Source organism: Salibacterium aidingense DSM 18341, assembly GCF_000429685.1.
GTDB classification, from domain to species: Bacteria; Bacillota; Bacilli; order Bacillales; family Marinococcaceae; genus Salibacterium; species Salibacterium aidingense.
On record NZ_AUCI01000001.1, the window covers coordinates 331804 to 346861 of the forward strand.

The following is a 15058-nucleotide window of genomic DNA, read 5'->3' on the forward strand; positions in this document are numbered from 1 at the left end:
GCTGAATGCATATTGCTTTGTTTTTTCCTCAGCTGTCATGAACCACACGCTCCTTTTCTTTCAAGGGATTGGGAATTTGGACATACACCGACTGGGTGGCAAGCTCACCCGTCAATTCATCCATGTCATAAAACCTCGTGAGAAGATTGGCTTTGGACGGAATGGTTTCATCCCACAGCAGGCTTTCCAGAAGAGGCGAATCCAGCTGCAGCCACTGGATATCCTTCAGCTCCTTGCGCAGCACGTCCAGCAGGCTTTGTTCTTCTGCCAGTCCGGACGTGCCAAAACCATTAATCAGCCCAAACAAGTGATTGATGAAAAAATAATAACGAAAACGCTCTTCGGCAATGGCATCCGCGCAGACCGTATCGCTCTTGCGATTCAGTTCAGGGACAAACGAGCGTAGATGTGCCGCTTTAGATTCGCAGAAATAATACCCCTGGTTGTCCCGATAATAAAATTTGGCCGGGTAGCCCTCTTTCATTTTCACGATTGAATTCTGCTGGTGGGCTTCGAGGGCAATCCCGTGGGTGGCGTAAAGCCACATCAGCGGGTACAGCGAAATCGTCAGATACTGCTGGAACCAATCGATACTGACCGCCGCAGTACTTCGGTCTTCTTTTTCAGCTAGTCCGCGGATGATACCGGCAAGCGGACTTCTATTGGTTTGGAACGGATCATGAAAAAGGCCGGCCGCCAGCACCACATTTTCTCCGTGCTCTTCCTGAAAGGGATTCTCACGGATAATGGTTTCAAAGCCCGTTTCCCCCCCGCCTTTGAGGGTGATATAGGCCGGGTCCCGAATGACGTGAAAAGAAGGAAAATATTGCGCCAGCTCTTCTTCAATCGGGCCCTGCAGAAGGCAGTTCACTTCAATTCCCCGTTCCAGTTCCTTTTTCTGATTTACCCGCAGGGAATTCGTAACCTTGACCGGAATCGAACATTTATACATATAGGGGGACTGTTCATGAAACAGGGTCCGGATCGATGAAGTCGGTTTAAATTTCTTTCCGTGAGGACCTAAATACTGCAGTCTCCCTTCTTCCACCATCTGCCTGACGGCCGGTTCAGCTAGCAGGTGTTCGGCTTGAAGCGGATGGACCGGAATTAACGCGGAGTCGTCCTCTCCGCAGTAAGACTGTTTAAAAGCAGCTTCTGCTTCAGGGTCCTTCTGCAGTTCGTCTTTAACCATTCTGACCGCTGTTTTCCCGTCTGAAGAATTCTCCTCGATCAGCGCACGAGGCGCACGGAAGTAGTGAAGCTGCAAAGCTCCTTTGGTTTCCGGGGAATAGTGGAGCCTGTCTGCTTCCCGATCCATGCCCTGCCTGCTTTTTGGAGCAGGATGGAGTAAATGGCCCAACACCAGGGACTGCTCCGACTGAATAAAATCAGGGCTGCCCGGATACAGAGACGCATCGTCTTTTCTCTCTTCCAGAAAGAAATAGAGAAGCTCATAGCTTTGCAGCACACGATACATCATTTCTTCCATATCCTCATGGTGATCGTTTTCCAGAGCCAGTTCCTTCAGGAGCAGAGAGGCTGTTAAGGTCAGGTCCAGCTCGACCCATTTCCCGTCTCCCGCTGGTTTATAATAGAGGGGAAACGAAAACAGATGCCGGTGCGTCAACGAATGATAATGGACCGGCAGCCTCAGCTCAATGTGCTGATGCTCCAGAAAAATAGTATAAGCCCCGTTTTCGGCTTCGCTTTCCTCCCACCGTCCTTTGCCTGTTTCTCTTAGAAAACAATTCACGAAACTCTGCATCGCCGCCTCCGCTGCGAGTACCCTGGTCCTCATACGGTTTCCTCCTTTTTTCTTTTTTCCAATTTCCGGCCTGTATTCACCACCGCCTGTACCAGCTGCTCCAGCCGTTCTTCTGTGGTGCATGGATGAAGCAGCGTACATTTTAAATGCGGCACACCGTTGACTTTTGTTTTAGCAATGGCTGCTTCGCCGGAATGATAAAGGTGCTGTTGAATCCGGCGGTGGAGCCCGTTTTCCTCCTCGTTTTGAGAGCGATATCGAAAAACAACAGCATTCATTTCCGGTCTCATCACAAGGCGAAGGGAAGGGTCAGCTTCTATCTTTTCCGCCAGCATGGCAGCATTTGAGATAGACTGATCAATGAGTTGGCCCCACTGCCGCGTTCCTATTGTTTTCAGCGTCACCAGCACCTTCAGGGCATCAAACCGTTTTGTTGTCTGAATGGAATGATCCACCAAATTAACGATACCGTCTTCTTTATCCTCATCTGGGTTCAAATAGTCGGTTGGATGTGCCACATGTTGAAAAAAAGACTGCTTTTTCACCAAAAAAGCGCCGCAGCTCACGGGTTGATAAAATAGTTTGTGAAAATCAACGGAAATCGAATCCGCCTGTGTTATCCCTCTCAGCTTGCAAGCGTACTGGCTGCTCAAAGCAAGCGCCCCGGCATAAGCTGCATCCACGTGCAGCCAGATTTTTTCGGCGGCAGCAATGGTGCCTATTTCCTCAAGAGGATCTATGCTTCCAAAATCAGTTGTCCCGGCCGTGCCAACGACAGCCATTGGAATATCACCGCCGGCTTTTATTCGGTGAATCGTCTCCTCCAGCAAACGGGCATCCATCTTTTTTCTGTTATCGGCCGGGATTAAAATCACGGCTTCCTCGCCTAATCCAAGCTGGGCTGCCGATTTTTTCACCGTAAAGTGAGCTTCCTCCGAGCAAAGAATTTTAAATCGGGAAGCTTTCGGCGGGAAACCGTATTTCTTTACGTCCCGTCCGAGAACGTGTAAGCAATAATGGTCCCGTGCCAGAAGAAGTCCCATGTAGTTGGACTGGGTGCCGCCGGTCGTAAATGTTCCGCCTGCCGATTCTGGAAACTGAAACAACCGGCACAGCCACTCCGTCATATGTTGTTCCACCACTGTCGCGGCCGGACTCTGATCCCAGGAATCCAAAGATTGATTCAAGGCGCTGGCGATCGTATCCGCGCAGACTGACGGAATGAGCGGAGGACACTGAAGGTGGGCCGCTGTATGCGGATGGTTAACATTCAGGGAATGGCTCATTATATGAGTCCTCACTTCCCCCAGCACTTCCGACACGGCATGCGGCTCTTCGGTCTCAGCAAGCATCCCGCCGATAGCGTGGTCTAGCTGATCCGCCGCCAGGCCTGAATAGGAATGATTTGTTTTATCGAAATAATCAGATAGTAATTGCGCCGTCTGGTGCAAAGCCGATTGAAGCGCCGGCACATTACCGGGTAACATAAAACCCTGCACAAACGCTTCATCCAGCTGCTCTGACACACCTGCCATCTACGTCCCTCCCATTTCCATGCTTTCTTTATTCAAGAGCTCAATGAAACAACTTCACATTAAATGATAATGATTATCAATGTCAATAAAATTCCTGGAATTGGTACTAACGTATGGGAAAGGACAAAGCAGACACCTTCCAACGAGAAACCGACACTAATCAACAAATCCCGGGCGGTGCCTGTCACCAATAAAAAAGGACCAGAGATTGAATCTCCAGTCCTAATAAGCTGCTCTAACTCTTTCGACAAATTCCGGGTGGTGACAGGCACTCTTTAACCAATACGACATTCTTCTAAAATAGAGTCATTTAGCTTACACCCAAGTCCAGGTTCTTCTGGTAAGGTATAATAGCCGTCAATTACTTCAATAGGCTCCTCCCAAATCGTCGAAAGGGATTCATAACAATTCTCCACCATCGGTACATTGGGAGAAGCTGCAGCGAGCTGAACATGCAGTTTTTGCTGTACATTCGTGTGGGGGATGACTTCTAGATCATAACACCTAGCTAAAGCTGCTACATCTAACCATTCATCTATACCAGAAAGCTTCGTTGCATCAGCTTGAACAATGTCAACGGCTCCTGATTCTATATAATCACGAAAGTCATATTTAGTATAAATAGTTTCTCCAGCAGCCACAGGGATATCAAGGTCTCTTGCGAGAATAGCGTGATCCCTTTTATTAAATGGATTCATTGGTTCTTCTAACCAATAAATATCAAATTCTTCTAACCGTCTTCCCCAAACTTTCGCTGTTTTTAAATCCCAGACTGTATTGACATCTGTCATCAATTTTACGTTGGACGGAATAGCGTCCCGCACGGCTTTGACTCTTTCATAGTCTTCTCTGGGATCCGGCCTGCCCAATTTCATTTTCACTGCATCAAAACCACGGTCAATTAGCTTATTCATATCCTCTATTAATTCATCGGTAGATGCTCCGAGCCAGCCCCCATCTGTATTATAGGCTTTCACTTTATTTTTTACCGGTCCGAGATATTTCCATAACGGCATATTTGATACTTTCAGGCGAATATCCCAAAGAGCCAGGTTTACAGCACAAAGCCCTACACGAGTGACCCCAACTTGACCGATAAAATGATTTGTATAATGCAATTCATTTAATAATTTCTTATGCATTAATGGATCTTTGTTCATTAAGAGAGCAGCATAGTTATCATCAATAATGGCCTGAACGGCTCGAGTACCCTTCGTATAGTTCCAGTTAAATCCCCAGCCGGAGATGCCTTCCTCTGTATCGATACGTACGACAACAAATTCTACAGAATCAAGTTTGGTCTGAGAATCAGTAATAGCTTTTTGCTTTAACGGAATATCTAATAAATACGTTTCAACATTGTTAATTTTCACCGTGTTTCTCTCCTTATTTTTCATTTGTGAAAGTATTGGTTAATGTGCCTAGTTTTTCAATTTCTACCGAAACAGTATCCCCGGCCTTTAGATAGCTACGTTCTCCTTCAGGAGCGCCTAACATGACTCCTTCGGGTGTGCCTGTAAGTATTACATCTCCAGGTGCAAGCGTCATATGTTTCGAAATGTAACTTATGATTTGCTGACAAGTAAAAATCATATCTGAAGTGTTAGACTTCTGTTTGACTTCGTCATTTACTCTTGTTTCCAGGGATAAATGCTGCGGATCCTCAATTTCATCAGCTGTAACAAGATAGGGGCCGATTGGGCTGAAATCATCACAAGTCTTACCGAGCAACCATTGCGGAGTCCGCATTTGTAGATCACGAGCGGATACATCATTTGCTGTGCAATAACCGAATACATAGTCCAATGACTCCGATTCTGGGACATCTTTTGCTGTCTTCCCAATAACTACTGCCAATTCCACCTCATAATCTACTTTTCCGGTTACTTTGGGTATAGCAATATCCTTATTGTGTCCTGTAAGTGTGTTGTTGAACTTATTAAACAGTATTGGTACCTCAGGGTAAGAGGCTCCTGTTTCATCTGCATGGCGTTGATAATTTAATCCCACACATATGATTTTACTTGGGTTAGGAACAGCTGGACCAAAGTCACAATCCTGAATCGAATAAAAGTAAGATGAATCTTCCTGTGTAGGGAGTTGATCTATATACGGCTGAAGAGCTTCAGAACTATCCGTTTGTAGTAAATCGCTTACATTATTAGGAATATTACTATCAGGAAAGCGCTTTAACGCTTCTGAAATGTTTACTATTCTCCCATTCTGTTCCACACCTAGTTGTTCGGTTCCGTTATTTTGCAAATGACAAAATTTCAATTTAACCCACCTCTCGATAAATCAAGCATTTTTTCCAAACACCACCCCTCCATCGATATAAAGGGGGGATCCCATCATAAATTTTGATTGGTCCGAGGCCAAAAATAAGGCCGCAGAGGCCACATCCTCAGGTTTTCCAAGCTCACCAGACAGTTGACGCTTTTTAATTTTTTCTATTGCCCCCTCAGCATCAGAAGAATCTTTTAAATACCCTTCCACAAACGGAGTAAGAATGGTGCCTGGAAGTAAAGCATTCACCCGAATATTAAAAGGGGCATAATCCACCTGCATCGATTTTGTAAGTGATAAAACAGCCCCTTTTGTAGCTGCATAAGAAGCTCTATCGGCAAGACCAACTTCTGCTATACAGGAAGACATATTAATAATTGATCCGGATTCAGACTCCATCATGTATGGCAGTACATATTTACTTGGAAGGAAAACACCTTTAATGTTTACGTTGATAATATGATCCCACTCTTTTTCTTCAATCTTATGAAGAGGATTCACTCCGCTAATACCTGCATTATTAAAAAGCACATCAATACCGCCATGTTCATGAACAATCGTTTCCATCATCTCTTTTACTGAAACTGCCTGAGTAGTATCTGCTTGAAAATAGTAAGCCTCTCCCCCTTTATGACGAATCCTATTCTTCGTTTCATTCCCTTTGCCTGGATCAATATCATTGACAATAACGGTAGCACCTTCTTCTGCAAATAAGAGTGCTGTTTGTCTGCCGATTCCTGAACCCGCACCTGTAATCAGCGTGACTTTATTTTTTAATTGCATATGTAACCTCCCTCCCAAATAAGAAAAAACACTTTTGATTTAGACGAGCGTTATTTCTTGTGATATTCTTTTAACTATTCTAGCATTCGGTTTAAGCAATTATAATATGCTTTTATGACTTAAAAGTACCTTTTATTAAGGTTATTTTGATTAGGATATAGGAGGTATCCCTTAATGAAACCATTAGTGAAACAACTCGACCCAGAAGGAATACTCCCTTTTTCACTGGTTTATAACCAGCCAAAGGGGAACAAGGAAGAATTACCAAATCACCTGCATGATTGGTGTGAAGTCATTTACATCCACGAAGGATCAAGTATTTTTTTTATTGATCAGACATTTTATGAATTAAAGAAAGGGGATTTAATTCTAGTGCCTCCGAATGTTATTCACCGATCTATATTGGAATCTAATGCCATAGTTACTTCCACAGCATTGTACTTTCTGCCCACTTCTTCCATTCATGAAACGATAAATCACATGATATTAATGGAACTTTTTTTAAAAGCAAAAAAGAAAAAAACATTTCGACACTCTCTTGGACCGGAAGAACAGAGAATTGTAGAAAAATATTTAAGCAATATTCATAAAGAGAAAAAAGAAATGAACGAGTTTTGGGAAGAAGCAGCTTTTACAGAGATTATTCAACTAATGATCCGGTTGAACCGTTGGGTGGATGCTTCAGCTTCCAAAGTTGAAAAAATACCCACAAATTTTGTTTGGATGAAACGTGTACTGGACTATGTGGAAGAGCATTTAAGCGAAAACATTCGGTTAGAGGAATTAGCCTCAGAAGCATGCTTAAGTCCCGTGTATTTCAGCAAAAAGTTTAAACAAACCGTTGGTATAACTGTAAGTGATTTCTTAGTAAAAAAACGTTTACTTAAGGCCAAAGAATTGCTAAAGGAGTCTGACGATAGTATTCAGAGTATCGCCGAGCGTTCCGGCTATCAAAGTATGCCTCATTTCTATCGCTCGTTTAAAAAAGAAGTCGGCCAAACCCCATCTAAATATCGAAAAAATAGTATTTCTAATAATTAAAAATTCAATTGATGGTCTCTAAAGGATACGGATGTTCTTCTTATTCTTTTATGGGAAAGGGAATACCATATTAAAGTTAAAATAAGCAATAAATAAAATTTTTTAAGCTATAGAATATGTTTTATTACTGTACTAGTATTCATTTTAGAAATAAGTTATGGAAACTCAATATGATTTTGAAAACGGTTTATTTGTATTGGAGGGAAAAACTTGAAGTTACGAAATCTTTAAGGGAAAGATAGAGAGCAAATTTTGAAAGCGCTACTAATTAGGTTTTATTTATCGGAATTATCATAATTCATAAACAAGTTTCTGGCTTAGCAATGTGAAAACGATATTTAGGAGGCATGTATATGTCAAAGAAGAACTGGTTTATTATGTACATTTCTACTATAATGATTGGATTTTTAGCAGCATGTGGAGGGTCTACAGAAGATGAAACCTCCGCGACAGAAGATGAAGTGTATGAAATCGACTTTGCTTATGGTAATCAACCCGGAGAGCCAACGGATCAAGTCGCAAAAAAGTGGAAAGAACTTGCGGAAGAAGAGAGTAATGGAAGAATCAAACTCAACACCTATCCCAGCTCACAACTTGGGGATGAAGCAGATGTCATCGAGCAGGCTCAATCCGGCAGTAATGTCATTGTTTTAACGGGATATGATTTTTTAATGGATTATGTTCCAGATATGGGTATACTAACGGCTCCCTATCTCGTAGATGACTTTGATGAATTATTATATTTAACAACAACGGATTGGTTTCAGGGGTTGGAAAGTGATTTAGAGGATGAAGGCCTTGGCATTATATCAACAGACAATATTTACGGATCTCGTAATCTAATGACGAAGGAAGAAGTTTTAACACCTGGGGACCTACAAGGTAAAAGAATTAGAACTCCGGATAATGATATGGCGATCAATTCTTTTGAAGCTCTTGGAGCCTCTCCAACACCTCTTGCTCTTGACGAACTATATCCTTCTCTCCAACAGGGAGTAGTGGATGGTGCAGAAAATCCCCTGGTTGTCCTGGAAGGAACAAAGACTCATGAAGTCACGGATTACCTTGCTCTAACGGAACATCAAAAATTTATTACTCCCTGGGTTGCCGGCACTTCTTTTTTGGAAACCCTTCCAGAAGACATAAGGACAATATTAGAGGATACCGCTGATGAAGCCGCAGCCAATTCAGAAGAGCTGGTTAAAGAGTCAAATGAAGAAGTACTAGAAACGTTTGAGGAAGAGGGGATCACTATTCATGAAGTAGATCAGGAGCCTTTTAAAGAGAAGGCAATGGATATGTACGAAGAAATGGACCAGTGGTCCCCCGAATTATATGAAAAAGTACAGGAACTTCTTAACGAACGTTAAAAGGAGAATGTCTTGTAATATATATTCAATCTGTGATTTGAACTTTTATATCTCTCCGGAGCTCCTCTAATATAGAGGAGCTTGCTTCCTTCAAATAAGGCAGCTACAGAAAGATGATTACTTCTTATTAAGAATAGTAGAGGGGGTACGTGCTTTGAAAATTTTGAAACACTTTCGAGATATAGATGATTATATAATTACCGCAGCTCTTATAGGAACCATCTTGGTTGTTAGTGCAAATATTTTTTTACGTTATGTTTTTAATAGTCCAATTACTTGGACGGAAGAAGTAAGTGTGTGTCTATATATTTATGTTACCTTTTTTGGAGTAAGCTCTGCGATGAAACGAAACAAACACGTCGGCATTGATTATATTATTCGCAAGCTGCCATCTTCTCTTAGGTATATCCTGCAATGGATACGTCTTATCGTAATCTTTCTAATTATACTCTTTATTTTTGTCTTCTTAGGTTTTCAATTTGCACTAAGCTCAACTGGTCAAACCTCTGTCCTGGACATCAGTAATGTATTTATTTACCTGGCAGTCCCCCTTGGAGGAACGTTAACTCTTATACATTTAACATATGTTATATATAAACGTAATCATTACTATATAAAATCTGACAGGGGAGTTTATTAGCGATGGAACTGTTCATTACATTGCTCATCATATTAGTCAGTCTCGTATTAAATATCCCTATTGCATTGTCGCTGATCGCTGGAACTGCCTATTATTTTTTCTTTTCGACTGTTCCAAATACCATATTAGTTCAGAGAATGGTGGAAGGAGCTGTTTCATTCCCATTACTGGCAATCCTTTTTTTCATAACGACTGGAAATTTGATGAACTACACTGGTATCACTTCCCGTCTATTAGAATTTGCACAATTACTTACGAGACATATGACCGGAGGGCTTGCTAAAGTAAATGTGCTGTTAAGTACATTAATGGGCGGATTGTCAGGATCCAATATTGCAGATGCCGCCATGCAGTCAAAAATACTTGTTCCAACCATGGAAAGAAAAGGGTATGATAAGGGCTTTGCAACAGCCTTAACAGCTGCAACTTCACTTATCACACCAATTTTACCTCCCGGGATTGCTTTAATTCTGTTTGGGTTTATAGGAAATGTATCGGTCGGTGCCTTATTTATTGCTGGTATAGTTCCTGGTTTAATGTTGGCTTTATTCATATTAATTTTCGCCCACTATAGCTCTAAATATAGAAACTTTGAAACAAGCAATAAACAACCGGCAGCGCGGCCAAAAGAGATCGCCTCCGGCTTTAAACACGTAATCCTGGCATTGCTTTTACCAATAATCATTATTGGAGGACTGCGCATTGGTGTGTTCGGGCCCTCCGAAGCAGGTGCCATTGCCGTGTTGTATGCACTTTTTTTAGGGTTAATTATTTATCGCGAAACAAAACTGCCACAACTAGTTCAGGCATTGCTGGATAGTGCACAAACAACGGCAGTTATTGTTTTAATTATATCAGGGGCTTCCGCATTTAGTTGGATATTGATTAACGAACAAGTACCACAACAACTAACTGAGTTTGTCGTTCATTACATAAATAGTACCTTTATGTTTTTTGCGGTAGCAGCAGTTTTTCTCCTTATTGCAGGAATGATTGTGGAAGGTAATGTTTTGATTATGATCCTAACACCACTTTTTATGCCCATCCTGCCCACCTATGATATTGACCCTGTTCATTTTGGTATTTTTTTCATTTTCACTGTAAGTGTTGGTACTATCACTCCACCCATCGGTACGATTTTGTTCACTACTAGCTCCATAACAGGTGTGCATATTGAAAAGCTAATAAAAGAAATACTGCCATTTTATTTTATTTTGTTTTTAGCAATCATTATCATTGCGTATATTCCGGAAATCTCCCTTTGGCTTCCAAATCTTTTAAGTGGTTAACTATTTTCAGGATCATACAAGGGTCACGTCGTCTATATTGGTTTCAGAGTGATTCATTCCACAAATATAGAAGGAGTTGAGAAAATGAAACAAATTGTCTGCCAAGAGCCTAATGTTTTAGAGGAAAAGCATACAGCACTTCCCACTATCCAAGAAAAAGAAATACTCCTTAAAATCAAACGGATTGGTATATGCGGCACCGATCTACACGCTTATAAAGGGAATCAGCCCTTTTTTCAATATCCCCGTGTGCTCGGCCATGAAATTTCCGGAGAAATTGAGGAACCTAATGGCTTTACAGCTTTCAAAAAGGGGGACCGTGCTGCGGTTATCCCATACATCGCATGCGGTTCCTGCCATCCCTGCCTCAAGGGAAAAAGGAATTGCTGTCAAAACCTGGAGGTGATAGGGGTTCATCGTGATGGCGGGATGAGTGAATATTTAGCTGTTCCAGCAGAAAATATCATTCTAACAAATGATCTCTCCTTCGAAGAAGCTGCTCTACTTGAACCTCTCAGTATCGGAATGCATGCTATCACAAGATCACGTTTGCAAAAAGACGATACCGTAGTTGTAATTGGGGCAGGCCCCATCGGACTCGGAGCAGGATTATTTGCCAAACAAAACGGAAACAAAGTGATTATCCTTGATCAATCCAGGGAAAGGCTTCAATTCGCAAAAAAATGGACCGGAGCAGACGATATCATCACAGTAGATGGCACTGCTGAAAAAGCTCTGCAAAACAAGGCCGATATTGTCTTTGACGCTACAGGAAGCAGGCAGTCCATGATTCAGGCATTTGAGTATGTATCCTATGGCGGTACTCTCGTATATGTGGGACTCGTTAAAGACAATATCACGTTTTTTGATCCCGACTTTCATAAAAAAGAAATCACTCTAATGGGCAGCCGCAATGCTGGATTAGAAGATTTTAAAAAAGTCAAACAAGCTATTCAAAATGGCAGCGTGGGTATTGAATCTTATACAACACATCGTATTAGTTTTGATAAACTTAAGGATGAGTATCAATCATTATATCATCCAAAAGAGAACATGATTAAAGCTTTAGTAACGCTCTAAAAGCAGATGAAATCTTATAAGTCTATCGCCTTTGTTCCAGCATTTAAGGATGTGACGGGCGTCCCATATGAATAGAGGAAAAAAACCCTGCTGCGTTTTTCGCGAGGCAGGGTTTTCCACTTTTCAACTAACTATACTTCATTCGACAAATTCCGGGTGGTGACAGGCACGTTACAATGTTCGGAGGAGTTGGACGAGCAGGGCTAGGCGTTTGGGGATTTTGTCGCGTAATATATGTTCATGTACGGCGTGGGCGCCTGCTCCAATGGGTCCAAGGCCGTCCAGGGTCGGGACTCCTGCTGCCGCTGTTAAGTTGCCGTCACTGATCGCACCGGTGGACGCTTCCGTCAGTTCATATCCTAACTCTTTCGCTTCTTTTTTGGCTTTTTCATACAGCGCCACCACTTTTTCCGTTCTATCAAGCGGCGGCCGTTTTACCAGGGTCTCCAAGTCCAGGGCGGCCCCTGAAAGAACAGGAGACAGAGAGGCCATCTTCTCGGATAACCTGGTAATTTCTTCTTCCGATGGAACTCTGGCATCGACTTCCAGCACGGCTTCGGCAGGGATGACGTTGGTTCGGGTTCCTCCCTTAATAATTCCGCAGCTCAAGGTAGTGCCTTTTTCATAGTCTGTCAGCTGCTGAATACGGAGAATCTGATGGGCGATTTCTTCTATCGCATTGGTTCCTTTTTCATGATCCATCCCTGCATGAGAGGAAACGCCGGAGGCCGTCAATTTAAAATACATAATCCCTTTTCGCTCTGTTAATACCGCATCCCCCTCCCCTCCTTCAAGAATAAGCACCGCTTCAGACTCTTTCGCCAGCGTACCAATAATTTCTCTCGACGTGGCGCTGTTCATTTCTTCGTCCGAGTTAAACAATACAGTGAGCGGACGTTTCAGCGTATCGTTATAGTCCTGTATCATCTTCACCGCCGTCAGCAGAAAGGATATAGCTCCCTTCATATCAAAGACGCCGGGGCCCGAAATTGTATTGCCTTCCTCCCGAAACGGCATCGTCTCCAGCGTACCTTTCTGCCATACCGTATCCATATGGGCGATAACCAGTAAAGGCTTTAAGGATTCATCTTCCCCCGCCCATGTTGCAATAACATGATCTCCACGCTCCTCATGATGGGACGGCTCGACTGCAATGCGGGCCCCCAGCTGCTTCCCATGCTCTTTAATCAACTTTCCAACTTGGTTCACCGCTTCTCTATCATAGGTCGGGGATTCTATTTCTACCAATTCTTTCAATAAAGAAATGGCATCTTGTTCGTATGCGGCCGCCACTTCCAGCATTTCCTCTGTTTTCGGCAAAGACATAGACGTTCCCCCCTTAATTATGGCGTAATGGATACTGTTTTTATCGATGTATAAAATTCTTTGGCTGCTTCTCCTTGTTCTCTGGAATAGGAACTCGAAGCTTTCATTCCACCAAAGGGAGCATGCAGTTCCACTCCTGCACTTTCTCCGTTCACCCTTACCAGACCGGCTTCTATTTTTTCTGTAAAGGTAAGAGCTTTCTCAATGTCTGACGTAAAATAGGAAGCACTCAACCCGTATTTTGTATTATTGGCTTGTTGCAGTGCTTCTTCCATAGAAGCTGTTTTGATTAAAGCCAAAACCGGGCCGAAAATCTCTTCCTGGGCGATCGTCATCTCAGAAGTTACATTTTCAAATACGGTGGGTTCTATGAAATTCCCGAAAGCCGCAGCTCCGTCCTCTATCCGATGGCCCCCGGCAATTAATGTTGCGCCTTCCTTTTCACCGAGTTCGATATACTGAAGTATGGAATCAAGCTGGGTTTCCGAAATAACAGGACCCATCCATGTATTTTCTTTCATTCCATTTCCTGTTTGAATAGAATTCACTTTTTCCAGCAGTTTCTTTTTAAACGTATCGTAGACGGCTTCATGAATAAATACCCGGCTGGTGGCCGTACATTTCTGACCGGCGGACTTTAACCCTCCCGAAACTGTAAGGTCCACAGCCCGCTCTAAATCAGCGTCTTCCTCTACAAGAACCGGGTTTTTTCCTCCCATTTCCAGCTGGTACTTTGTTCCCTGCTCCAGACAGGATTGAGCAATCACTTTTCCTGTTTGATCAGAACCAGTAAATGATATCCCATCCACCTCCGGATGGGAGGCGAGGGCCTGGCCAACCACAGAGCCTTTTCCTGTGACATAATTAACCACCCCGGGCGGAAAACCAGCATCGTCAAATATTTCGATGAGTTTAGCCGCCGTGACTGCTGCCTCCGTCGCTGGCTTCATAACAACCGTATTTCCATAAATGAAGGCAGGTGCCATTTTCCATACCGGAATGGCCACCGGAAAATTCCAAGGGGAAATAATCCCAACCACCCCTAACGGAACTCTTGTCGTATAATGCAGGGTTCCTGGGTCGGAGGAGGGAAGATGGTCTCCGTCTTTTTTCCACCCTTCGGCTGCATAATACCGCAGAATCTGTACTCCCCGCATCGTTTCCCCTTTGGCCTCCGCGAACGTTTTCCCCATTTCTTTCGTTAAACAGGCAGCAACGTCGTCGAGTCTCTCCTCCAGCTTCTCTGCCGCCCGGTACAGCAGACTTCCACGCTGTATCGATCCTGACTTCACCCATCCTTCCTTCGCTGCCCCTGCTGCGCGGACCGCTTCTTCTACCTCTTTTGGTGTAGAAGATGGAACTGTACCGACCAGCTCCCGGTTGTCCGCCGGGTTATAATTCGAAATATGGCCGCCAGCTGCTTTCCATTCTCCGTTAATGTAATTAAGACAATTCAACATGTTTCCGCTCCTTTCGATACTTCTTAAAAATCTGTACGAGGGACTCTATTAAAAACAAAACCATGATGACACCACTGACAGGAAGGGACAAATAGGCATAGCTGGTCGACCATCCTAGAATGGTGTAACGGATTCCCTGCTGCGCCTCTACCACTTCCCATCCTGTAACGGTCAAAATGATGAAAAACAGTAAAAATATCGTTCTTGTTATTAAATCAATAACTGTTCCCCATTTCTTAGGAATTTTATATTTTAAGTAATCGATGGCCAGATGCTCATTCCGCCTCAATGCCACCACCGCCCCCAAAGCAACGATCCAGATAATAATAAACTGAGACAAATCCACAGACCATAGTAGGGAATAACTGGTCAGCGTCCTGAGTAATATCTGGGTAACATTAAGCAGAAAGAGAAACAAAAAGATGACGCCTACCGTGTAGAATAAAACAGTCTCGATACCTTTCATTGTTTTTGTCCACATTT

General features: G+C 43.1%; 13 protein-coding genes. 5 read left to right on the forward strand and 8 right to left on the reverse strand.

Features of this window, described 5'->3' with window-relative positions; genetic code table 11:
• Window positions 1-28 precede the first annotated feature (28 nt).
• The 5 genes from G475_RS0101595 to G475_RS0101615 form a co-directional block, all read right to left on the reverse strand.
• Window positions 29-1798, reverse strand: a complete 1770-nt coding sequence (locus tag G475_RS0101595) for an IucA/IucC family protein (protein WP_026699761.1) — start codon at window positions 1796-1798, stop codon at window positions 29-31.
• Window positions 1795-3300 carry a pyridoxal phosphate-dependent decarboxylase family protein gene (locus G475_RS23995; RefSeq protein ID WP_035709776.1) on the reverse strand — a complete coding sequence of 502 codons (1506 nt, stop codon included), beginning with the start codon at window positions 3298-3300 and terminating at the stop codon, window positions 1795-1797. The genes G475_RS0101595 and G475_RS23995 overlap by 4 nt, the downstream gene beginning before the upstream one ends.
• A 275-nt stretch (window positions 3301-3575) precedes the next feature.
• Window positions 3576-4673, reverse strand: a complete 1098-nt coding sequence (locus tag G475_RS24000; RefSeq protein ID WP_051302048.1) for a mandelate racemase/muconate lactonizing enzyme family protein — start codon at window positions 4671-4673, stop codon at window positions 3576-3578.
• A gap of 13 nt (window positions 4674-4686) precedes the next feature.
• Window positions 4687-5577, reverse strand: coding sequence for a fumarylacetoacetate hydrolase family protein (locus G475_RS0101610; RefSeq protein ID WP_026699762.1), 891 nt, complete (start codon window positions 5575-5577; stop codon window positions 4687-4689).
• A 21-nt stretch (window positions 5578-5598) separates the two neighbouring features.
• Entirely contained in the window at window positions 5599-6369 is a 771-nt protein-coding gene (locus tag G475_RS0101615) for an SDR family NAD(P)-dependent oxidoreductase (protein WP_026699763.1), read from the reverse strand.
• Between the two features lie 174 nt (window positions 6370-6543).
• Between G475_RS0101615 and G475_RS0101620 the strand changes: the two genes are divergently transcribed.
• The 5 genes from G475_RS0101620 (at window position 6544) to G475_RS0101640 (ending at window position 11789) form a co-directional block, all read left to right on the forward strand.
• Window positions 6544-7410: a helix-turn-helix domain-containing protein gene (locus G475_RS0101620; RefSeq protein WP_026699764.1), complete on the forward strand. Its 867-nt coding sequence runs from the start codon at window positions 6544-6546 to the stop codon at window positions 7408-7410.
• A gap of 353 nt (window positions 7411-7763) precedes the next feature.
• Window positions 7764-8780, forward strand: a complete 1017-nt coding sequence (locus G475_RS0101625; protein WP_026699765.1) for a C4-dicarboxylate TRAP transporter substrate-binding protein — start codon at window positions 7764-7766, stop codon at window positions 8778-8780.
• Between the two features lie 154 nt (window positions 8781-8934).
• Window positions 8935-9420 (forward strand): TRAP transporter small permease, encoded by a 486-nt coding sequence (locus tag G475_RS0101630; RefSeq protein WP_051302049.1) that lies wholly within the window; start codon window positions 8935-8937, stop codon window positions 9418-9420.
• A 2-nt stretch (window positions 9421-9422) separates the two neighbouring features.
• Window positions 9423-10709: a TRAP transporter large permease gene (locus G475_RS0101635; protein ID WP_026699767.1), complete on the forward strand. Its 1287-nt coding sequence runs from the start codon at window positions 9423-9425 to the stop codon at window positions 10707-10709.
• A gap of 84 nt (window positions 10710-10793) precedes the next feature.
• Window positions 10794-11789, forward strand: coding sequence for a zinc-binding alcohol dehydrogenase family protein (locus G475_RS0101640; RefSeq protein WP_026699768.1), 996 nt, complete (start codon window positions 10794-10796; stop codon window positions 11787-11789).
• A 171-nt stretch (window positions 11790-11960) separates the two neighbouring features.
• Here G475_RS0101640 and G475_RS0101645 read toward each other — a convergent pair whose 3' ends face one another.
• From G475_RS0101645 to G475_RS0101655, 3 genes are read right to left on the reverse strand one after another with little or no spacing between them, the layout of a single operon-like run.
• A complete protein-coding gene (locus tag G475_RS0101645; protein WP_051302050.1) occupies window positions 11961-13115 on the reverse strand; it encodes a M20 family metallopeptidase in 1155 nt (384 codons plus the stop codon).
• A 17-nt stretch (window positions 13116-13132) separates the two neighbouring features.
• A complete protein-coding gene (gene gucD / locus G475_RS0101650) occupies window positions 13133-14575 on the reverse strand; it encodes an alpha-ketoglutaric semialdehyde dehydrogenase GucD (protein WP_035709777.1) in 1443 nt (480 codons plus the stop codon).
• Window positions 14559-15056, reverse strand: coding sequence for a TRAP transporter small permease (locus G475_RS0101655; RefSeq protein WP_026699771.1), 498 nt, complete (start codon window positions 15054-15056; stop codon window positions 14559-14561). Before G475_RS0101655 ends, gucD begins: the two co-directional genes overlap by 17 nt.
• Window positions 15057-15058 lie beyond the last annotated feature (2 nt).